This is a genomic window from Colwellia sp. PAMC 21821 (assembly GCF_002077175.1).
Classification (GTDB): Bacteria; Pseudomonadota; Gammaproteobacteria; order Enterobacterales; family Alteromonadaceae; genus Cognaticolwellia.
In genome coordinates, this window is record NZ_CP014943.1 from 3,344,122 (window position 1) to 3,364,724 (window position 20,603).

Genomic DNA, 20,603 nt, shown 5'->3' on the forward strand with positions numbered 1-20,603 from the left:
TGTTGATTTAAAGTGGGATCTGATCTGTCTAATACGCTGTTTTATACCATTAGATGTTTGGTTATAAAATTAGAAAGGATGCTCAATTGCAAAAAATAATCGAATTTAAAAGTAAAAACTTTTGGTCTAGCAAAGTTGATATTAATTCACTCAATACTAAAATTTCAGCGCTAAATAAAGATGGTTGGGTGATAAAATCTATAATACCTAATACGACTATATTTGGTGCTGTTATTTCATATACCTTAATGATCGAGTTATCTGACTAGCGTACTTGGCATATAACAATTAAACGGGTCAGGCCTTGTATCTTGCAATAGGGGGACTAATTCTTGAATAACGCTCAGGCAAGAACTTGCCTCAATACCTTATACTAATGAGGGTAGCAGCATTAAATCTTACTATGACTCAATTGACGCTGCACATTCCTAAATTGGTACCTGCGGGGTCAGGTTAGTTGAAATTCCTATTAGTTAAATGCTAATGGAATTAACGAGGACCCCCTCCAACTTAATCGTGGGTGATATTGCTCCTTGATATCTAATGACATTATAACGTTGTAATGTCATAGTGTTATTTAATGTTTGATGGGGACATTATCATGAGTAATTTATCAAAACGTTCTACTGTTTATTTTGAGCCTGAAATACATCAAGCTTTGAAAATTCGTGCGGCCTCCGCCCACTTATCCGTTTCAGAGTTGATAGATGAAGCTGTTCGTTTATTAATGCGTGAAGACCAAGAAGATTTAGCTGCTGTATCGGCAAGAGTTAATGAGCCTGATCTTTCATATGAAGCATTACTAAATGATTTGAAGTCACATGGAAAAATATAGAATTACGTTTAAAAAATCAGTGACTAAAGATTTACGGATTATTCCTAAAAACGATATAAAAAAATTCTAAGTAAAATAGTTACATTAGCTGAAAACCCCAGGGGCGAAGGTTGTATAAAACTTTAGGGTCAAGAACATTACAGAATTCGGCAGGGCTTGTATCGAATCGTGTATGAAATAAAAGATGATGTTCTTGTTATTAATGTAGTAAAGGTTGCCCACAAATCTCATGTATATAAAAGTAGTTGATCAGGTAGCCAGCAGTATTTTTACGGGGTCAGGTTCGTTGAAGTTCCTGAAAATGCTAGAGACAATCCAGTGGCGCTGAGAGATAAAATTTTTCACTCAGCTATCATCCACTCAGCTATCAGCCACTCACCTATCAATGCTCTATTTAATCAACTCAATCAATTCATGAATGGTTTTAACCGCGGTAATTTTAGCCCCTAAGCCTTCCATTGATTTATGGTAATTACGAAATGGAATAAATATCTCGGTAAAGCCATGCTGCGCTGCTTCTTTTACTCGTGGTACGCCGCTGTCGATAGGGCGCACATCACCATTTAAACTTAATTCACCCATAATGCAGGTGGTTCTTGGAATAACAAATTCATTTAAGCTGCTTAAAAGGGCGGTGACTAAGGCTAGATCAATACAGGTTTCTGACTCGTCTATTTTTAAGCCACCAATAATATTGAAAAAGGTATCATGATAAATTTTAGTTTTGGTGTGTTTACGCAAAATACCGGTTAACATCTTAATACGGTTCATATTCAAGCCAACACAAACACGCTGTGGAAACTCTGCTTCAGTTTCTGTGGTTAAACACTGAATTTCGAGCAATAAATTCCTGTTACCTTTGCGAATGCACGTAATGGCAGAGCCCGGAGATTCAGTACTTGATCCCGATAAAAATATTTCACTGGGGTTATCAACACTGAGCATACCGCGTTCACACATTTTAAAAATACCGACAGTATCAATATCACCAAAGCGGTTTTTATTGGCTCTTAGGGTGCGTATTTGGCCGTCGTTGGTGTCAATATGCAATAGCGCATCGACAATGTGTACTAAGGTTTGTGGCCCCGCAATTTCGTTGTTTTTATTTACATGAGCAATTAAAAACATAGTAACGTTATTTTGTTTACAGTATTGCGTTAATGCCTGCGCCGCGCCTTTTACTTGTGAAGGCGAGCCTGGGCTGCCATTGGCATTTTCTGTAACTACTGCCTGAATAGAGTCGATAACGGCAAACTTGATTTTCTTTTGCTCTAATTCTTCAATAATGGCTTCAACACTGGTTTCAGACAATAAATACAATTCGTCAGGGTTATAATCAAGCTTTAAGCGTTGCACCCTGTTTTTGAACTGCGAAAGTGATTCTTCTGCGGTACAGTAAAGTGACGGCATTAATTGTGACATACGGGAAACTAAATCCGAAAGCAGGGTGGTTTTACCCGCCCCCGGATCGCCTGAAATAATGTTGACTGAGCCTGTAGTAACACCGCCACACAATACACGGTCAAGCTCGCCTATGCCGGTTAGCTGTTTTTCAGCTTCAGTAGTTTCAACTTCATTAATTTTTTTAGAACCGCCGCCCGTACCGCCAGCATAACCACCTGATGAGGTACGACTTTTAGTGGCACTTTTACTTTGATTAGGAGAAATTTTCATTTCAGCTAAGGTATTCCATGCGCCACATCTGCATTGGCCTTGCCAACGAGGGTAGTTCATACCGCAGTCGGTACAAACGAATTCTATTTTTGCTAACTTTGCCATTTGGCTGCCTATTTCTAAAATTAATATTTTAACCAATTACTATTAGTCAAAATTATGACAAAACATCAGATTAATATATATTTAAAGTTGTTTGTCAGGGAAATTGTTTATCTATATTTTTATATTTATAATCAGCTACTTAAATAATGCTGTGTAAGTTTTATTGTTTCAAATGAAGGTTTTTAGCTTTTCTACCTTTAAAGTCATTTAACAGGTATGGTTATTGCTTTAAAAACAGTTAAATATAAATGGGTTACTTTTCAAAGTAGTGCTTAGCCATGTAGTGTTAATTTTATAACAAGCCACATATACTAGCGCAAAACACGATAAGTAGTTTTCTTTATTGTAAAGATATTGAAGCGTAAATGAATAAAGATTTTTCAAAATATCAAAAAATTATTGATGAATTTAGTGGCCAAGTCCCAAATAGTGACTTTGAAGCTAGGTTTAATGCTGTCACAAAAAGCATGACGAAGACTGAAAGCTTCCTGTTAAAAATGGAATTAAAACGACTAGCAGCACCTTGTAGTCGATTGATTGATTTACGAGGACATGTGGACGGCGAATGCAAAGCTTTTGAACATGAAGAAAGAATTCATTTTTTAGATAGAATTGCCAGCGTGGTTTTCACTGAGATTTTTTCGCGATATGGCGGCTATACCATCGGCGTTTACGAAGCTGTAATGAATACTGAAAATAACTTTCGAGTTATTTATCAAAAAGAGAAAAGTAAGGTCACTAAAAGCCTACCTGATGACACCAGCAAAATATTTGAAAAATCTCAGTTTCCGGCGCAATTTTTCCGCTTTGGCATTTATAATGATCGTGCTGAAGAGCGGATGAATTTTGTTATCCCAATTAAAATTTCGCTAGTTGATGAGCGTGCATTCGAATGTTCAACTTCAGATATAAGTATTAATGGCTGTAAATTCAGAATTAATGATTTAAGCACTATTAAAATAGGGCAAAAAATAACGCTGCGCTTTACGGGTTTAGAAGAACAGTACCAATTAACTGATGATAGCGACTTAATATACGAAGTTAAAAATGTCACCATTTTAGATAACATGCAATTGGTCGGCGTGAAAAGAGTTACCGAAGATCTATCGAACTCTGATAGTTTTTCAAAATACCTTATTAGTTTTATTCACAGCAATAAACGACGTTATAAAATCAACTTAGACAATACCATTAGCGCTTTACAAACACGCAGTTTTGAACAGTTTGTTATGCCAAAGTCCAATGAATTACCTGTTTTTATTGAAAGAAACGACAAGGTTTTAACCCCGAAATATGCGCTAACTTGTAATAATAACCAAGATATTTACCAGTACTGGCAGGATGAAAATCACTATTCAACGCTATATTGTTTAATATCGCAAGAGCGAATTATTCGACTTAAAAAGTTAGCTTTATCTGGGAAATCATTATTAGTTTTTAGCTTTATTCATAAAAGCAAAGGTAAGTCATATTTTTATACTGCAGATGAAATACAGCTGAGTGATGATCCTGAATTTATGCAGCAATTTTTGGGATTTTCTGCGTCAAAAGCGCATTTTTCGGTTTCTCAATTAAGCTTGTTGGATGTAGATACAAGCTGCGCCGAATCTCACTTTACTTTATCTAATAGTATCACTCAGAAAAATGAATATTTAAATGCCCCTGTATCTGATGAGGTTAAGACATTATTAGCTAAAATACCTTATATTGTTGTGGTAAGTGATATTACGCAGGATGAAATGCTGCATGCTTATAAGGCGTTGTCTTATGAAGGAATTAATACGGTTAAATTAAAAAGATTTGGTCATAAACGTTTAAGTAAACCGTTCAGTGTTGATGAAGTTGGCATAAACTATAGAAATCAGCGACAAGAATTACGCTTTACCTATAAGACCCCGGCTAATATTAAAATTGATAATGTTATTTCGTCAGGATCTTCACTTAATTTCTCGACGTCTGGTTTAAAAATTGTATTAGATAAAGCGACAACCTTGGTAGCCGGTGACATTGTTCATTTAGGTTTGCCCAAGCTGCAACAAATAACATCGGTGTTCGACTTAACTGGCTTACCCTATGAGGTAATACGAGTTAATCGCACTAAAACTATCGTTAATTTAAGAGTTTATATTGAAAAACATCAACATATAGGTCGTAAGTTTTTTAAAGCATTGATTGATAAAAACCGTCATAAATTAACTTCAGACGAATATGCTCAGTCTAATCCTGGCTTAGCTAAAGCGCTGAGGAATATTTACAGTGCCAGTTCCAAGTTACCGACACTTGTTGTGCAAACAAGTGGAAGCCGTTATAAGTCGGATGTTATTGCAAGTGGCGACCCTAGTGGTAAGTTAATGGCCGAAATGGCGCAATTAAGTGATCGTAAATCTTATTACAACTTATACCCAATATTGGGGCATGCAGATTTCATGAATAACTTAACGGTTAAGTTAAAGAAAATGCAGAACACAGAAACAGCAAGTTCTAAAGTGCTTTATATCGCGATTAACCCTAGCGTCGACAGGGTAGATAAAGCCGTAACCATAAAGCTGTCGGCAGAGTTAGACAGTGAAGAATTAAAGCAATCTTTTATTCATCAAGCATTGAAAAACGGTCAATTTTTCTGTGTGTTGATGAAGCTATCACGTGCTGCAGGACCTGATATGAATCACCTGAATCCAGAACTTAGCTATATTAGTTCTTACGCCATTCATCGCGGTAAACAAATTGAACAAGAAATATGGAGCGTTGCAGGTATTGCGCAAATTTTTGATATTACCCAAGAAGTGATTTTTCGTTATCGTTTAATGCGTAAAAACTAAAGTAAAATTACTCGGTATTTTAATAACCCAGATAACTGAAAAAATTAAAGTAAAAAATATACTATAGGTTTAATTTTATTTGATTATTTATCAGCTAAGTCAATCAGCTTAGCTGATAAATAATGAAATCGAACCCGTGCATCTTTTTGGGTGCAGACATTAAATTCCCTCCTGAATAGTTAGACGCAATAACCAGAAATTATACAGTCATACTAATTCACTGACTAATCTCCTGGTCAACTATTTGCTATGCAGTTTATAGCCAAAATTTAACAGAAACTAAAATAAACTTGTGCAGAAATATTCACATAGCAAGAATAAACTCTTATAATATAGCTTCCATTGTATTTAGAGTTTTTTATGTTTAAAGCAGCTTCAAGAGTCTTCGTTATCGCGTTTATGCTTATTGCCTTTATTGGGCAAGCAATCGCTTTTAATAGCGCTATGTCTTGCGAAACATCAGAGAACTCTATTTCTGCGAACTCAAGTGAGCAATTAAAGTACAACGGGTCAGAGAAAAATGTTCCCGATAGCTTAGAAGATTGCTGTGGCATTGAATGTTGTGATCTTGATTGTACTTGTGTTGCTAATGCGTGTTCTTCCTTCATGAATGTTGGCACTGAAGTTGATGCAACTAAGGTTGACACTTTAAATGAAACTGCTGGTTTGCTAAAAACAGAACAACCAAAAGCCTTTTCTACTTTACTCTATCGCCCTCCAATTTTTATCTCTTAAGTACTACACCAGAAATATATATGTAACCTATAACTCTTTAAGTTAATTGACACTACTGTGCTGATTAACTACCAAGTAATACCTGAGGTAAAAATGTTTAAAAAGTCATTAATAACGCCAGTAGTTCTACTGTTAATTCCTGCGTTTGCCTGCGCGAATGAAAATAGCAACGAAGATAAGCATGATCACGACCACCAAGAAAAGCCAACACATCATGAGCACAAAGAGGAGAAGATTGAACGAATTCAAGTAAGCGCTTCTCGTTTAGGTCGTATTGTTACTGAGTCGGCAACACGTACCGAGATTATTAACGGTGAAGAAATACAAGAAAAAGCCCTAATGCGCCCGGGTAATATCTCTATGTTAGTGGCTGAAACGGGAGGTGTTAGAGTACAAACCACTTCGCCAGCGTTAGGTAGTGCTAACATTCGATTGCAAGGGTTGTATGGTCGTTATACACAACTGTTAAGTGATGGTTTACCTTTATATGGCGGCCAAACTGCTTCAATTGGCTTGTTACAAATTCCCCCTACAGACCTTGCAAATGTAGAAATAATTAAAGGCTCAGCTTCTTCACTTTATGGTGGCTCTGCGCTGGGTGGGGTAATAAACTTGATCTCGCGAACGCCTTCGAATGAGTATGAAGGTGAAGTGTTAGTCAATGCGACCTCAAAAAACGGTCAAGATATTACTTCGTACTTTGCATCTCCATTTACAGATAACTTAAGCGCATCGGTAACTACAGGAATTCATCATCAAGAAGAGCAAGACTTAGATGACGATGGCTGGATCGATTTAGCTGGCTATGAAAGAGGCAGTGTTCGCCCTCGGTTTTATTGGCAAGACGACAGTGGTGCAAACTTTTACCTTACATTGGGGGCAATGAAAGAACAAAGAGTTGGTGGCACATTAGATGGCGCTACTGTTAGCGATGGCAATGAATTTCCATTAACACAAAATACTCTTAGAACGGATCTTGGCTTTATCTATGATCAACCCTTAGGTGACGTTTTAAATTTAAATCTTCGTGGCTCAGCAATGAATCAAGACCATGAACATGAGTTTGGTGCTGTGCTAGAAGACGATAGTCACGAAAGTTATCTGATCGAGACGAGCTTGTCGGGATATTCTGATAAAACGGCGTGGTTAGTTGGCTTAGCGCTTCAGTCTGAAAAGTTCGCCTCGGAAACTTTTTCTGAGTTTGATTACTCTTATCAAGTACCTGGACTGTTTTCTCAACTTGATTATGAAGCAAGTGATGTTGTTTCATTGTCGCTAAGCGCACGTACTGACTGGCACAGTGAATATGGTACACAAGTTAGCCCACGTATTTCAGTATTGTATAGCCCAGAAAACTGGACCTTCAGGGGCGCATTTGGACAAGGTTTTTTCGCACCTAGCCCATTTATTGAAGATCTTGATGAAACAGGCTTATCTCGCCTTGAGCCTCTAGAAAACCTTGAAGAAGAGCAAGCGACTACTGCTTCTATAGATATTAGCTACGTGTTCGACAGCGTAGAAACGAGCTTAACGTTATTTTCTTCAACTATTGATAATGTTACTGAATTAGACGTTATTAGCGGTGCTGACCAAGCTTTTGGTAAACAAGTTCGTATTGTAAATGCGCTAGGCGAAAGTGAAATAAAGGGTGCTGAATTATTACTGCGTTATCGCTGGCAAGATATTAAGTTTACCGGCAGTTATTTATATACAGACGCCACTAAAGAAAGTGATTCTGGTTTTAATCGAGTACCTTTAGCACTTACGCCCCAGCATTCTGCCGGCCTTGTTGTTATGTGGGAAGAGCACGGTAGCCATTTACTAGGATTTGAAGCTTACTATACCGGAACACAACAACTTGAGAACAACCCATACCGCGATCGTAGCAAAGCTTATTGGCACTTAGGGTTGTTAGGTCAAATAACTATAGGACAAGTTAGCTTCTTTGTTAATGCTGAAAATTTGCTTAATGTGCGACAAACTAAAGAAGATCCTTTGTTGTTGCCTGAACAAGCGCCTAGCGGTAGATGGACAACCAATATTTGGTCAAGAAACGATGGTTTTACCGTTAATGCTGGTTTTCGTTTTCAATTTGGCGGTTAAAAATATCATTGTTCAGGTTCAACATTTAGTTCCTGAACAATTTAATTAGGGCAGTCAAGCCAGCGCGTAAAGCTTTAGGGGCAGCTACAGTAAGTAGCTGCCCCATTTTTTCTATTTAAGCCAATGTAATAAACAATCTAGGCCAGATTTAGTGATACAAGCATCTGCTTGAGCTAGCACTAAAGGTTTTGCATGAAAGGCAACACCTAAGTGTGCAGCGGCCATCATTACCAAATCGTTAGCACCATCGCCCATGGCAACCGTTTGTGTTGGCGCAATATCAAATTCACTTTGTAATTGCTGTAAACAAACAGCCTTTGCTTGTGCGTCAATTACATCACCTAAAACCTTTCCCGTTAGTTTATGTTCAGTGATTTCTAAAACGTTAGCTACCGCGGCGTCTAGTGACAACATTTGTTTTAAATGATCAGCAAAATAAGTAAAACCACCTGAGGCAATTGCCACGCGCCATTGATGTTTTTTCAACGCAGTTACTAAGGTTTCTAACCCTTCCATTAGCGGTATGTTTTTCGCAACTTGCGCTAATATTTCTTCAGGGGCATTTTGCAATTTAGCAACTCGTTGATGCAAACTTTGGCTAAAATCTAGTTGTCCTTGCATGGCTAGTTCAGTTACTGCTGATACTTCTTCGCCCACACCAGCAAGTGCAGCTATTTCATCAATACATTCAATTTTTATGGTGGTTGAGTCCATATCCATTACTAGCAAGCCGGGTGCTGAAAGAGTTGGCGCATCGACTAATAAAGCGGATTCAATTTTTTCGGCAATATTGAATGTCGACAAGCGATCTCTGGCTTGTTTAATATCGATTACTTTTACACCTAATCGATAGCTAATAGCATTATTTCGCTGATTAATTTTATGCAGGCAGAGCAAACTAATTTCGCACTCACTGAGTAAATTTACTAAGGTGGCTATTTTGATATCACCAAAAACAACAAGCTCGATTGTGTCTGAAACATTACTTGGGGCTGTCGCATTATCCTGTTCACTTAAAACTAAGGCTTGCTGTGCTTGATCAAAATTAATAGCCATATTGTTAGTGGTTGAGTCGACAGGTAACCATTGTGCTAAATTTAAGTACTGAATATCCTTCAAAGGAAAAGATTTATTTTGGTTTGTCACGGTCATACCTTATTTGAAAAACACGCTTTTAAACGATTATCCTAGTATAAAATATTTAAATTTAGTTCTATACTGTAGTTATAAAAATGTAGGAAGCAAATCGTTTGATGAAGCAAATAGAACAGCCTTTATACCCTAAATTATCGTCGATTTATAATAAAATATTGCAATTAGCTATAGCTATTTTGTTGATTGTTTTATTGATGGATTTTTGGGTGACTAGTCGCGACACTCAACAAATGCATATTCAAGATCATGCCAATAAAATTGGTAAGCTTTACTTGGCACAAGCAGCAACAAGCGCTATGCCTTATTTAGCGCAAAAACCAAACCAGTTACAACAATATACCGATACCTTAGTTCAGCAGCCATTAGTGAAAAGTGTCCATATATATGGTATTACAGGGCAAGCAATGGCAAGTTCTGAGCAAGCAGAGTCGATTAATGATCTTTTTGGTATTAGCATTAGAAAAATAAACCAAACGGGTGATGTTTTTCCTTTCGTGCAAGAACTTCGTAGTGACAAGTTATACGGGTATATTCGATTATCGCTTCATCGTTCGATGTTGGCTGACGAACTGGCAGAAAACAGCCGTTCTCAATATGATATTATGCGCATATTGATGATAGTGGCGGGTGTTATTGGTTTTCTCTTAACGCGTGGCTTAAATCGCTTCAGCCGCCAAGGATTTAGACCCCCAACTCGATAGCTCGGTGATATTTAATCAGCTAATTTGGGTAAAACAGCGCTTATATTAGCTTCAAGCGCATGGGCTAGTTCTTCGGTTGATTCACTGCGAATGTTATCAAGTGCTTGAAACACATTGATTAACTGCAGTGGTGAGTTATCTAAGCCCTGAAAACCACACAACGGCATTGCAGGCGCATCGGTTTCTAATACTAAGCTTGCCAATGGTAACCGCTTTATAGCCTTAATTGTTTTCTCTGCTCTCGGGTAAGTAATAGTACCGCCGATACCTAATTTAAAACCTAAATCAATATACTGACAAGCTTGTTGGTAACTACCTGAAAAAGCGTGGATAATTCCACCTTGAGTTAGCTGTTTCTCTCGAAGCATGCGTTCAATATGTTGATGTGATCTACGGTGATGAACAATAATGGGCAAGTTGAAGGTTTTTGCTAAGTTAAGCTGTTGTTCAAAAACATGAATTTGCAGCGACAAATTATTTTGTTCTTTATCGATAACGCCATCAATTCCAGCCTCTCCAATCGCAACAATATCATCGATATTACGCTCTACCAAATTCGCTAAAAGACTCAGGCTATCGCTAGTTAAATCATTAAGAAACCAAGGATGAATACCTAAACACGGATGCAGGCTTAATTGTTCACTGTTGTATTTTTTAGCGAGTGTGAGTACTTTTTGCCAGTTTTTAGGACCAATACTAGGGATAACAATTTTGTGAATATGCGCTTGCTGGCATTGCTTTAACAGGTGAGGTAAATCGGCACTAAAGGCGTCAAAATCAAGGTGGCAATGACTGTCGGTGTAACTTAACATATTGCGCCTCCTTGATTTCACATTAGCTACGGTCTTTAAATTGTTCACACTTATTTTATGAGCATGAACAATATCGAGTAGCCGCTTTTTTTACATACGTTCCATTACGTCGATACCCAAAATGTCTAAGCCTTGCTTAAGGGTATTGGCAATGATGAAGCTAAGAGCTAATCGTGACTGCTTAACGTCGTTTGAAATTTCATCTTTTAATATCGGACATGCTTCGTAAAAACTCATGTAAAGGCTGGCAAGCTCATATAGGTAATTACACAGCAAGTTTGGCGTACACTCGCTAATGACAGAGTCGATAACATTTTCTAATTGTAATAATTTAAGCGCTAACGCTTTTTCTTGTGGTTCTACAATCACAATGGTCGGCATACTATCGTTGACTGAAAAGTCTGCTTTAGTGAAAATACTTTTAATACGCGAATAAGCATATTGTAAGTATGGTGCTGTAGCGCCTTCAAAACTGAGCATTGTTTTCCAGCTGAAAATATAATCGCTGGTACGGTTTTTTGATAAATCGGCAAATTTAACCGCGCCAATACCTACTTTTTCAGCAATTTCAGTTAAATGCGCTTCTGAATAATCAGGATTTTTTTCGGCGATAACAACTTTTGCTCTAACCACGGCTTCATCAAGTAATTCGGCGAGTTTAATGGTGCCACCGGTACGGGTTTTAAAAGGCTTACCATCGTCTCCCATCATCATGCCAAATGGGCAATGATCATAACCAACGTGGTCCGGTAAGAAACCGGCTTTGCGGGCAACGATTTCAACTTGCTTAAAATGCAAAGCTTGACGAGCGTCAGTAAAAATAATAATTCGGTCGGCTTTGAGTTCGCCAACACGGTAGCGACATGCAGAAAGATCCGTTGTTGCGTATAAGTAACCGCCACCTGATTTTTGCACGATAAATACTGATGGGTCGCCATCTTTATTAGCCATTTCGTTAATAAAAACAACTTTAGCGCCTTGATCTTCTACCGCTATTTTTTGTGCCATTAATTCATCTATCACGTTTGATAAATCATCGTTATAAGCACTTTCACCCATAATGTCTTTACGCGCTAGTGTGACATTAAGTTTTTTATAAATGTCTTCACTGTGGCTAATTGAAATATCAATAAACTGTTGCCATAGGATTGCGCAATCTGCGTCGCCACTTTGCAGTTTAACCACATAATCGCGGGCACGGTCAGCAAAGCCGTCTTCGTTATCAAAACGAATTTTTGCTTCACGATAGAAATTTTCTAAATCAGAAAGAGCAGTTTCTGCAACCTCATCTGACGCTAATTTATCGCTTAAATGTGCGAGTAACATACCAAACTGCGTGCCCCAATCACCCATGTGATTTTGACGGATAACATGCTCACCACGAAACTCAAGCGCACGAACCACAGCATCACCAATGATGGTTGAGCGTAAGTGTCCTACGTGCATTTCTTTCGCTAGGTTTGGCGCAGAATAATCAACCACAACGTTTTGTGGTTTTTCTGACTGGTTTACACCTAAATTTTTGTCGTTCGATATTTGGTTTAATTGTGCTGCTAACCAGTTTTGGTCTAAATGAATATTAATAAAACCAGGACCTGCTAATTCAACTTTTTCAGCAATGCCCGTTAAGTCAAGTGCTTCAACCACTTTGGTTGCCAATTCACGAGGATTAGTTTTTAATTTTTTAGCAGCACCCATAACACCGTTGGCTTGGTAATCACCAAAATTTGCACGGTTAGATAAACTTATTGCAGGGTTTGTGCCTTCAGGTAAACCTGCTGCTGTCATTGCTGCACTAACTCTTTCACTTAGGATGTTACTAATATTCATTTTATTTAACTCTTATTCAATTTAGGTTCAAGCTAGTGGTGTTCACTTGAATGAATAAGCCTAATGATGGGCATTAGGCTTATAGATAAATTACGTGATTGACTTTAGTTTGTCATCAGTTACTTTTCATCGCTTATTTAAGCAGATTAGTGCTCACGTGTTTTGTGAAACACAATATCTGGATGACGTTCTTGCGCTAGGCTTAAGTTCACCATAGTCGGGGCGATGTAAGTTAAGTTATTACCGCCATCGAGTGCTAGGTAGTCATAAGCTTTCTTTTCAAATTGCTCTAACGTGCGCTCATTATCGCAAGTACACCAACGCGCTGTTGCCACGCTGATAGGCTCGTAAATAGCGTCTACTTTGTATTCAGTTTTTAAACGTTGAACGACTACTTCAAACTGCAATACACCAACCGCGCCAACGATCATATCGTTCGAGTTGAAAGGTCTAAATACCTGCACAGCGCCTTCTTCAGACAACTGGATAAGACCTTTTTGTAATTGTTTGGCTTTAAGCGGGTCGCGTAAACGAATACGACGGAACATTTCAGGGGCAAAGTTTGGTATGCCGCTAAACTTCATATCTTCACCAGCGGTAAAGGTGTCGCCAATTTGAATACTGCCATGGTTATGTAAACCAATAATGTCACCAGCATAGGCTTGCTCAACATTAGAACGGTCACCGGCCATAAAGGTTACCGCGTCAGCAATTCTTACGTCTTTGCCGATGCGTACTTGTTTCATTTTCATGCCTTTTTCATATTTGCCTGAACAAATACGCATAAAAGCAATACGGTCACGATGTTTTGGGTCCATATTGGCTTGAATTTTAAAAACAAAGCCTGAGAATTTTTCTTCTTCAGCGTTAACTATGCGAGTATCAGTTTCACGAGGTAAAGGTTTTGGTGCCCAGCGCGTTAAGCCGTCAAGCATATGGTCAACACCAAAGTTACCTAATGCAGTACCAAAAAATACTGGTGTAAGCTCACCATTTAAAAACTCTTCAAGATTAAACTCATGTGACGCGCCAGCAACAAGTTCTAACTCTTCGCGTAAATCATCAGCGTAGTTACCAATAACTTTATCTAACTCTGGGTTATCAATGCCTTTAATCACACGTTTTTCTTGAATAGTGTGGCCTTGGCCTGTTTGATATAAAAATATTTCATCGGTTAAAATGTTATACACACCCTTGAATTCTTTACCCATGCCGATTGGCCAGGTAATAGGGGCACATTTGATTTTTAGGATGTCTTCAACTTCATCCATTACTTCCATTGGATCGCGAACATCACGGTCCATTTTATTCATAAAGGTAATAATGGGGGTGTCACGCAGACGAGTAACTTCCATTAATTTAATGGTACGGGCTTCTACACCCTTAGCTACGTCGATTACCATTAGGCAAGAGTCAACAGCGGTTAAGGTACGGTAAGTATCTTCTGAGAAGTCTTCATGACCCGGCGTATCGAGTAAATTAACTAAACAGTTTTTATAGGGAAATTGCATTACCGAGGTGGTGATTGAAATACCACGTTCTTTTTCCATTTCCATCCAGTCAGATTTCGCATGTTGCCCCGACTTTTTACCTTTTACGGTACCGGCTTTTTGTAAAGCTTGACCAAAAAGCAAAACCTTTTCAGTGATCGTCGTTTTACCCGCATCAGGATGGGAAATAATAGCGAAGGTGCGTCGAAGGTCGACTTCCTGCTGTTGTACAGACATGCAAATTACCTGTTATTAAAGTGGATGAAGAGAATTTAAGTTAAATTTTAAAACGCAACATTATAGCGAAAACCAGCCTAAAGGGCAGTAACAATATCTTGAATTTGTACTTTTTTTTACAACAATAGACAATGGTGGCTATTTTGTCGTATTTTACTTAGATAATGATTAAAGGCGCTAGGTAGTCAATGCAAATGCTGTTGTAAGTCATACAATAAAATTTAAAGGGTTTAGGATTTGAGTAATGAATTTATCCCTAGTATTAAGCTTACTTACCTCACAAGGTTAACACTAGGTTGTTATTAGGTTAATGAAGGGTTAACGTTCGGCTTTCACTATATTGATGACGAAAAATAAACGTTTAAGTATAACGCTGATAGTATGTTACTTTGATGCCTGCTTAAGGTTTAAGTATTTAAAATCAAATGTTTATAAGATTATTTTAAGTGGCTATTTTCAAGTGATGAAATAACATGTAAATATCTTTCATTATTAAAATAGTATAATGTCGTTGTTAAAATCGAAGAGATGAAAGTAATGAAAACAAAAACAAAAAAATTACTAAAAACACCCTCAAAAATTAACGTATTCTTAGGTATTTTAGCTTTGATTGCTGTAACTGAATTTTTAGTTATGCAGTTAATTGCGTCCATAGCACATGATTGGAGCGTAAATTTTGAAGCCTTGGTTGATACCATTTTACTTACCGCGCTATGTAGTCCGCTACTTTATGGTTTTATTATTCAACCTTTTGTTAAAGCACATGAAGCTGCGCTTAATCAAATTAAAATGCAGGCATTTACAGATCCCGTTACAGGATTAGCTAATCGCCCCATGATTACCCAGCATTTATAGGGATTTATTGCCGGTAGTTTTAGGCATAAGCAATTTGGCGCAATCATACTTCTTGATTTAGACGGCTTTAAAGCAGTGAATGATACATATGGTCATAATGTTGGTGATCAAATATTGATTGAAGTTGGCAAAAGATTACAATCAGTTACTCGCGAAAATGATTTGGCTGCCCGCTTAGGTGGGGACGAATTCTTACTTGTTTTAGACCGTGTTGCTTCGAATGCAGACGATGCGAGAGAGAACTCAAGTAAAGTAGCCATTAAAATTCTGTCGCTATTGCAGCAGCCATATGAATATGGTGAGAAAAAGCTTGTCTTAGGGGCTAGTCTTGGCGTAAAACTTTTAGGACAAGAAATTATAACACCTGAGACTGCCATTATTCACGCAGATCAAGCTATGTATGAAGCTAAAAACGCAGGCAAGGGGCAAGCTAAGCTTTATGAGCTAGCAGCTTAATTATACCAATTGAAATAAATAATCGATCATTTTAAGGCGGTTTAAATCGTCAATAACTGCGTTGTTTTCAATCACACACGCCCGCTATTACTCGACAATTGCTCCTGCATTGCTCTACTTACGGGCATCCATGCCCTAATCAATCAAACGCCTTGCCTGCAGGGATGCAGGTACTTATGTTTAGTCTGGAACAATAAACATGTATTCTTGAACAATTTATCCTCGCTTAAAATTGGTCAATAACTTATTACATTTGGTATTAGAAGCATTTAATAAGCAATTAATAGCGTTATCTTCACGACCAGTATAAATATCAGCTTTGTTAATTTATATTAGCATTGCTCGGGTTGGGTTGATAACGACTGTTGATGCACTACTAATGTTACTCGTAAACAGTCTACAACCTATAGAACCTAAACCGGATTCTCCCGCTTTGATGCTCATCAAAAATTTATAGCCATAAGTATTTCAACAAATTAATTTTTGCATGGTTTTTACCTATTGTGGTTTATACCTATAGTATCGGGTGAAAATAACGCAACTAAAGACATTATATTCCCCTTCATTTAAATAATCATACCTACCTTATTCAAGGTTTTATCTACTAAACATAAGAAAAACTTGATTTACATCAAGTAACGCAGCGACTCGTTGCTGTATTGTCAGTCTATGATGTTTTCATGTTATCTATTTTACTTAATTACCTTGGTGAAAATGTGTTCAAGTAGTGAGGGTTTATGGTTGATTTAAGCCGCCGTAATTTTATGCAAGCAAAGCAAGTTTCTACACCGCCAACCATTAGATTACCTTGGACTGTGGACGAAAAAGTATTTACGCAAGGTTGCTCGCAATGTGGCGACTGCATTGATGCCTGCGAAGAAAATATTATTATTAAAGGGGATGGCGGTTTTCCTGAAATTAACTTTTCTGCTGGCGAATGCACATTCTGTCAACAATGTGTAAAGGCCTGTAAAGAGCCTTTGTTTTCGCCTGTTGACGCTGAGCCTTGGCAGTTAACGATTGAGATTACAGGAAGTTGCTTAGCTAAGAGTCAAGTGCACTGCCAAGTGTGTCAAGACAGTTGTGAACCTGAAGCCATTAACTTTACCTATCTGCATGGTAGCGTGCCTCAACCTGAAATTGCACTTGTAGACTGTACGGGGTGCGGGGCATGTGTCGCTATTTGTCCTGAGTCGGCAATTAAGCTTTCAACAGGCTTGTTAGCAGCAAATTAGGAGTAAATTATGAGTGATTTAGAGCAGTTAATATGGAATGTTTTGGGCTATACCTCAATGCCATTGATATTCCTTTTTGGTTTTATCGCTACGGCGCTAGTCGCGATTATTATTTTAAAAATATTTGGCGCTAAGCCTGCAGCGGCAATTACAAATACAATTAACCATACAATTAAACATACAGCAGAAGCTAACGAAAAATTATAAGAGGGCAAGAACATGATTAATCTTTTAGAAGAAAGCCCCGTAAATATTGCTGGGGTAATGTTTATGGTATATCCCGATAACGCAGCTAAAGTTGCGGATGATCTGCAAGCATTTCCTGGTGCTGAGAAACATGCAACAGGCGAAAATGGCAACTTAGTGTTCACCGTAGAGGGGCTCGAAGGCGAAACCAACCCTGCCAAACGTATCATAGATACCATTACCGACATGAGCAATGTGTCTGGTGTTATCTCGTCATCACTCATATTTCATCATAACGATGCGGGTTTACCACAGCATCAAGGGAAAGCATTATGACCTTAACTCGACGTGACTTTATTAAAGCTAATGCGATTGCAGCGACAGCTGTTGCCGCTGGCGTTGCGGTGCCTATATCAGCGACTAATTTGATCACGCAATCGTCACAAAGCACAATTAAGTGGGACAAAGCCCCTTGTCGTTTTTGTGGCACGGGTTGTAGTGTATTAGTCGGTACTCAACATGGCAAAGTAGTGGCAACACAGGGCGATCCTGAAGCAGAAGTTAATAAAGGCTTAAATTGTATTAAAGGCTACTTTTTATCGAAAATTATGTACGGTAAAGACCGATTAACCAAGCCATTATTGAGAATGACTGATGGTAAATACCATAAAGAAGGTGACTTTACCCCCGTAAGCTGGGACAAAGCCTTTGATGTTATGGCTGATAAATTTAAAGCCGCGATTAAGAAAAAAGGCCCAACCTCGGTCGGCATGTTTGGCTCCGGTCAATGGACAGTATGGGAAGGCTATGCGGCTTCTAAGCTGATGAAAGCAGGCTTTCTAACCAATAATATTGACCCGAATGCGCGACATTGTATGGCCTCAGCTGTTGGTGGTTTTATGCGTACTTTTGGTATCGACGAGCCAATGGGCTGTTACGACGATTTAGAACATGCTGATGCCTTTGTATTGTGGGGCTCTAATATGGCGGAAATGCATCCTATTTTATGGTCACGACTAACTGATCGTCGTTTAAGTGCGTCGCACGTTAAGGTCAATGTTTTATCAACTTATAAACACCGTAGTTTTGAACTTGCCGACAATGGCATGATCTTCACTCCACAAACAGATTTAGCTATTTTAAACTTTATTGCCAATTACATTATTCAAAATAATGCCGTTAATGAAGATTTCATGAAAAAGCACGTTAATGTGCGTGAAGGCGTTACCGATATAGGTTATGGCTTACGTCCAACGCATCCGTTAGAAAAAGCGGCAAAAAATGCCGGTAGTGGTGAATCAACACCCATGACTTTTGAGGCCTACGCTAAATTTGTTAGTACTTATACGGTGGAGTCTGTGTCAAAGCTTTCTGGTGTGCCAGAAGCCAATTTAATTGAAATGGCGAAGTTATACGCCGATCCTAAAGTCAAAGTAACGTCATTTTGGACCATGGGATTTAACCAACATACCCGTGGTGTTTGGGCTAATAATTTAATGTACAACGTACATTTGTTAACCGGTAAAATTTCTGAACCCGGTAATAGCCCGTTCTCATTAACCGGTCAGCCATCAGCTTGTGGGACCGCGCGTGAAGTAGGAACTTTCTCTCATCGCTTACCGGCTGATTTACAAGTTGCAAACCCTAAACACAGAGCAATAGCTGAGAAAATTTGGCAGTTACCAGAAGGCACTATTCCACCCAAGCCTGGTTATCATGCTGTATTGCAAAACCGTATGTTAAAAGACGGTAAACTCAATGCTTATTGGGTGATGTGTAATAACAATATGCAAGCCGCGCCGAACATTAATGAAGAAGCAATTCCAGGTTATCGTAATCCTGAAAACTTTATTGTGGTCTCAGACCCGTATCCAACCGTTACCGCACAAGCGGCTGATCTTATTTTACCAACGGCAATGTGGGTAGAAAAAGAAGGCGCTTACGGTAATGCTGAGCGTAGAACGCAATTTTGGCATCAACAAGTTAATGCGCCAGGTGATGCGCGCTCAGATTTATGGCAATTGGTTGAGTTTTCTAAACGTTTTAAAGTCGAAGAAGTGTGGCCAGAGGAACTGATTGCGAAGCAACCCGAACTTCGCGGTAAAACCTTATACGACGTGTTATACGCTAATGGTAAAGTGAATAAATTCCCAATGAGTGAGTCAAAAGGCGATAGCAACTTTGAAGGTGATGCTTTTGGTTTTTATATCCAAAAAGGTTTGTTTGAAGAATATGCAGAATTTGGCCGTGGCCATGGTCACGATTTAGCGCCGTTTGACCGATATCACGAAGAACGCGGTTTACGGTGGCCAGTGGTTAACGGTAAAGAAACTAAGTGGCGCTTTAGAGAAGGCCATGATCCTTACGTAGAAAAAGGCAGTGAAGTGCAGTTTTACGGTCACAAAGATAATAAAGCGGTTATTTTTGCTTTGCCTTATGAGCCACCAGCAGAGTCGCCCGATGAAGAATATGACTTATGGTTGAGCACTGGGCGTGTACTTGAACATTGGCATTCGGGCTCAATGACATCGCGTGTGCCTGAGCTACATAAAGCTTTCCCTGATGCCGTGATTTTTATGCACCCTGATGATGCAAGAGAGCGAAACTTGCGCCGTGGCGATAAAGTGTTAATGGCTTCTAGGCGAGGTGAAGTTGAATCTCGAATTGAAACCAGAGGCCGAAACCGACCACCAAAAGGTTTAGTGTTTATGCCATGGTTTGACGCTAAGCAATTAGTCAATAAAGTCACTTTAGATGCAACTGATCCGCTGTCAAAACAAGCTGATTATAAGAAGTGTGCGGTTAAAGTCACTAAAGCTTAATGTTGAAAAATTAACACATCGATAACCTTATTATCGGTGTGTGGGAGAGATAAATGAAATTATTAACTTTATTAGTTGCTGTAGTTACATTTGCAATAGCGTTTATAACCATAGCCCAAGAAACAGTTAACACCGGCGGTTTAGCCACCATTCGCGGAGCTGCAACTATTGATGAAACCCGCCCAGCAGAAAAACTAAAGCGTGTTATTAAGGACAAAAACCCTATTGCGCGGAATTATGTGCATCAGCCACCGGTTATACCTCATCAAGTCCGAGGTTATCGTGTCGATTTAAACAGTAATAAGTGCTTGAACTGCCATAGTTGGAAATATGCTGCAGAAACAGGTGCAACGAAAATTAGCTTAACGCATTATGAAACACGTGATGGTAAAACTTTATCGGATGTTTCTCCTCGTCGTTATTTTTGCCTGCAATGTCATGTTACACAAGCTGATGCAGCGCCTTTGGTTGATAACACCTTTGAGCCTGTTGAATCTTTGGGTCATGAGTAAATAGTTGCAAAAATAGGAGATTAACATGCTAAAAAATGTGT

19 protein-coding genes are annotated in these 20,603 nt (G+C 38.6%); 14 read left to right on the top strand and 5 right to left on the bottom strand.

Features of this window, described 5'->3' with window-relative positions; translation table 11 throughout:
• Positions 1 to 86 precede the first annotated feature (86 nt).
• From A3Q33_RS14175 to A3Q33_RS21075, 3 genes are all read left to right on the top strand, one after another.
• Entirely contained in the window at positions 87 to 269 is a 183-nt protein-coding gene (locus A3Q33_RS14175; protein WP_155866777.1) for a DUF4177 domain-containing protein, read from the top strand.
• A gap of 332 nt (positions 270 to 601) precedes the next feature.
• The gene (locus tag A3Q33_RS14180) at positions 602 to 835 is read left to right on the top strand and encodes an RH3 domain-containing protein (protein ID WP_081182629.1); all 234 of its coding nucleotides are present in this window, start codon (positions 602 to 604) and stop codon (positions 833 to 835) included.
• Between the two features lie 168 nt (positions 836 to 1,003).
• Complete coding sequence (locus A3Q33_RS21075; RefSeq protein ID WP_353615530.1) at positions 1,004 to 1,084, top strand: type II toxin-antitoxin system RelE family toxin; 81 nt, start codon at positions 1,004 to 1,006, stop codon at positions 1,082 to 1,084.
• A gap of 141 nt (positions 1,085 to 1,225) precedes the next feature.
• On the opposite strand, the gene radA is transcribed toward A3Q33_RS21075, so the two are convergent.
• The gene (gene radA / locus A3Q33_RS14190; protein WP_081180508.1) at positions 1,226 to 2,614 is read right to left on the bottom strand and encodes a DNA repair protein RadA; all 1,389 of its coding nucleotides are present in this window, start codon (positions 2,612 to 2,614) and stop codon (positions 1,226 to 1,228) included.
• A gap of 365 nt (positions 2,615 to 2,979) precedes the next feature.
• Between radA and A3Q33_RS14195 the strand changes: the two genes are divergently transcribed.
• From A3Q33_RS14195 to A3Q33_RS14205, 3 genes are all read left to right on the top strand, one after another.
• A complete protein-coding gene (locus A3Q33_RS14195; RefSeq protein WP_081180509.1) occupies positions 2,980 to 5,433 on the top strand; it encodes a PilZ domain-containing protein in 2,454 nt (817 codons plus the stop codon).
• A gap of 360 nt (positions 5,434 to 5,793) precedes the next feature.
• The gene (locus tag A3Q33_RS14200) at positions 5,794 to 6,168 is read left to right on the top strand and encodes a hypothetical protein (RefSeq protein WP_081180510.1); all 375 of its coding nucleotides are present in this window, start codon (positions 5,794 to 5,796) and stop codon (positions 6,166 to 6,168) included.
• Positions 6,169 to 6,261: 93 nt separating this feature from the next.
• Positions 6,262 to 8,271, top strand: a complete 2,010-nt coding sequence (locus tag A3Q33_RS14205) for a TonB-dependent receptor plug domain-containing protein (RefSeq protein WP_081180511.1) — start codon at positions 6,262 to 6,264, stop codon at positions 8,269 to 8,271.
• A 111-nt stretch (positions 8,272 to 8,382) separates the two neighbouring features.
• Here A3Q33_RS14205 and serB read toward each other — a convergent pair whose 3' ends face one another.
• Positions 8,383 to 9,417 carry a phosphoserine phosphatase SerB gene (serB, locus tag A3Q33_RS14210; protein ID WP_231295696.1) on the bottom strand — a complete coding sequence of 345 codons (1,035 nt, stop codon included), beginning with the start codon at positions 9,415 to 9,417 and terminating at the stop codon, positions 8,383 to 8,385.
• 107 nt (positions 9,418 to 9,524) lie between these two features.
• On the opposite strand from serB, the gene A3Q33_RS14215 reads away from it, so the two are divergent.
• Positions 9,525 to 10,127, top strand: a complete 603-nt coding sequence (locus A3Q33_RS14215; RefSeq protein ID WP_081180512.1) for an AhpA/YtjB family protein — start codon at positions 9,525 to 9,527, stop codon at positions 10,125 to 10,127.
• An 11-nt stretch (positions 10,128 to 10,138) separates the two neighbouring features.
• On the opposite strand, the gene A3Q33_RS14220 is transcribed toward A3Q33_RS14215, so the two are convergent.
• From A3Q33_RS14220 to prfC, 3 genes are all read right to left on the bottom strand, one after another.
• Positions 10,139 to 10,939 (bottom strand): TatD family hydrolase, encoded by an 801-nt coding sequence (locus tag A3Q33_RS14220; RefSeq protein ID WP_081180513.1) that lies wholly within the window; start codon positions 10,937 to 10,939, stop codon positions 10,139 to 10,141.
• 90 nt (positions 10,940 to 11,029) lie between these two features.
• On the bottom strand, positions 11,030 to 12,769 hold the full coding sequence (gene argS, locus A3Q33_RS14225; RefSeq protein WP_081180514.1) for an arginine--tRNA ligase: 1,740 nt from the start codon (positions 12,767 to 12,769) through the stop codon (positions 11,030 to 11,032).
• 146 nt (positions 12,770 to 12,915) lie between these two features.
• Entirely contained in the window at positions 12,916 to 14,496 is a 1,581-nt protein-coding gene (gene prfC, locus A3Q33_RS14230) for a peptide chain release factor 3 (protein ID WP_081180515.1), read from the bottom strand.
• 537 nt (positions 14,497 to 15,033) lie between these two features.
• Between prfC and A3Q33_RS14235 the strand changes: the two genes are divergently transcribed.
• The 7 genes from A3Q33_RS14235 (at position 15,034) to A3Q33_RS14265 (ending at position 20,562) form a co-directional block, all read left to right on the top strand.
• Positions 15,034 to 15,351 (top strand): hypothetical protein, encoded by a 318-nt coding sequence (locus A3Q33_RS14235; RefSeq protein ID WP_081180516.1) that lies wholly within the window; start codon positions 15,034 to 15,036, stop codon positions 15,349 to 15,351.
• 6 nt (positions 15,352 to 15,357) lie between these two features.
• Positions 15,358 to 15,807, top strand: a complete 450-nt coding sequence (locus A3Q33_RS14240; protein ID WP_081180517.1) for a GGDEF domain-containing protein — start codon at positions 15,358 to 15,360, stop codon at positions 15,805 to 15,807.
• Between the two features lie 737 nt (positions 15,808 to 16,544).
• Positions 16,545 to 17,042: a ferredoxin-type protein NapF gene (gene napF / locus A3Q33_RS14245; protein ID WP_081180518.1), complete on the top strand. Its 498-nt coding sequence runs from the start codon at positions 16,545 to 16,547 to the stop codon at positions 17,040 to 17,042.
• Positions 17,043 to 17,051: 9 nt separating this feature from the next.
• On the top strand, positions 17,052 to 17,249 hold the full coding sequence (locus A3Q33_RS21080; protein ID WP_081180519.1) for a TIGR02808 family protein: 198 nt from the start codon (positions 17,052 to 17,054) through the stop codon (positions 17,247 to 17,249).
• A gap of 12 nt (positions 17,250 to 17,261) precedes the next feature.
• Entirely contained in the window at positions 17,262 to 17,564 is a 303-nt protein-coding gene (locus tag A3Q33_RS14255; RefSeq protein WP_081180520.1) for a chaperone NapD, read from the top strand.
• Complete coding sequence (napA, locus tag A3Q33_RS14260; RefSeq protein ID WP_081180521.1) at positions 17,561 to 20,050, top strand: nitrate reductase catalytic subunit NapA; 2,490 nt, start codon at positions 17,561 to 17,563, stop codon at positions 20,048 to 20,050. Before A3Q33_RS14255 ends, napA begins: the two co-directional genes overlap by 4 nt.
• Positions 20,051 to 20,103: 53 nt before the next feature.
• Positions 20,104 to 20,562, top strand: a complete 459-nt coding sequence (locus A3Q33_RS14265) for a nitrate reductase cytochrome c-type subunit (RefSeq protein WP_081180522.1) — start codon at positions 20,104 to 20,106, stop codon at positions 20,560 to 20,562.
• The last annotated feature ends 41 nt before the right edge of the window (positions 20,563 to 20,603 follow it).

Bases quoted from the DNA above. Each gene is read 5' to 3' on its own strand.
- A3Q33_RS14180 (WP_081182629.1), top strand. From the start codon at position 602: ATGAGTAATTTATCAAAACGTTCTACTGTTTATTTTGAGCCTGAAATA.
- radA (WP_081180508.1), bottom strand. From the start codon at position 2,614: ATGGCAAAGTTAGCAAAAATAGAATTCGTTTGTACCGACTGCGGTATG.
- A3Q33_RS14195 (WP_081180509.1), top strand. From the start codon at position 2,980: ATGAATAAAGATTTTTCAAAATATCAAAAAATTATTGATGAATTTAGT.
- A3Q33_RS14200 (WP_081180510.1), top strand. From the start codon at position 5,794: ATGTTTAAAGCAGCTTCAAGAGTCTTCGTTATCGCGTTTATGCTTATT.
- A3Q33_RS14205 (WP_081180511.1), top strand. From the start codon at position 6,262: ATGTTTAAAAAGTCATTAATAACGCCAGTAGTTCTACTGTTAATTCCT.
- A3Q33_RS14215 (WP_081180512.1), top strand. From the start codon at position 9,525: ATGAAGCAAATAGAACAGCCTTTATACCCTAAATTATCGTCGATTTAT.
- A3Q33_RS14220 (WP_081180513.1), bottom strand. From the start codon at position 10,939: ATGTTAAGTTACACCGACAGTCATTGCCACCTTGATTTTGACGCCTTT.
- argS (WP_081180514.1), bottom strand. From the start codon at position 12,769: ATGAATATTAGTAACATCCTAAGTGAAAGAGTTAGTGCAGCAATGACA.
- prfC (WP_081180515.1), bottom strand. From the start codon at position 14,496: ATGTCTGTACAACAGCAGGAAGTCGACCTTCGACGCACCTTCGCTATT.
- A3Q33_RS14235 (WP_081180516.1), top strand. From the start codon at position 15,034: ATGAAAACAAAAACAAAAAAATTACTAAAAACACCCTCAAAAATTAAC.
- napF (WP_081180518.1), top strand. From the start codon at position 16,545: ATGGTTGATTTAAGCCGCCGTAATTTTATGCAAGCAAAGCAAGTTTCT.
- A3Q33_RS21080 (WP_081180519.1), top strand. From the start codon at position 17,052: ATGAGTGATTTAGAGCAGTTAATATGGAATGTTTTGGGCTATACCTCA.
- A3Q33_RS14255 (WP_081180520.1), top strand. From the start codon at position 17,262: ATGATTAATCTTTTAGAAGAAAGCCCCGTAAATATTGCTGGGGTAATG.
- napA (WP_081180521.1), top strand. From the start codon at position 17,561: ATGACCTTAACTCGACGTGACTTTATTAAAGCTAATGCGATTGCAGCG.
- A3Q33_RS14265 (WP_081180522.1), top strand. From the start codon at position 20,104: ATGAAATTATTAACTTTATTAGTTGCTGTAGTTACATTTGCAATAGCG.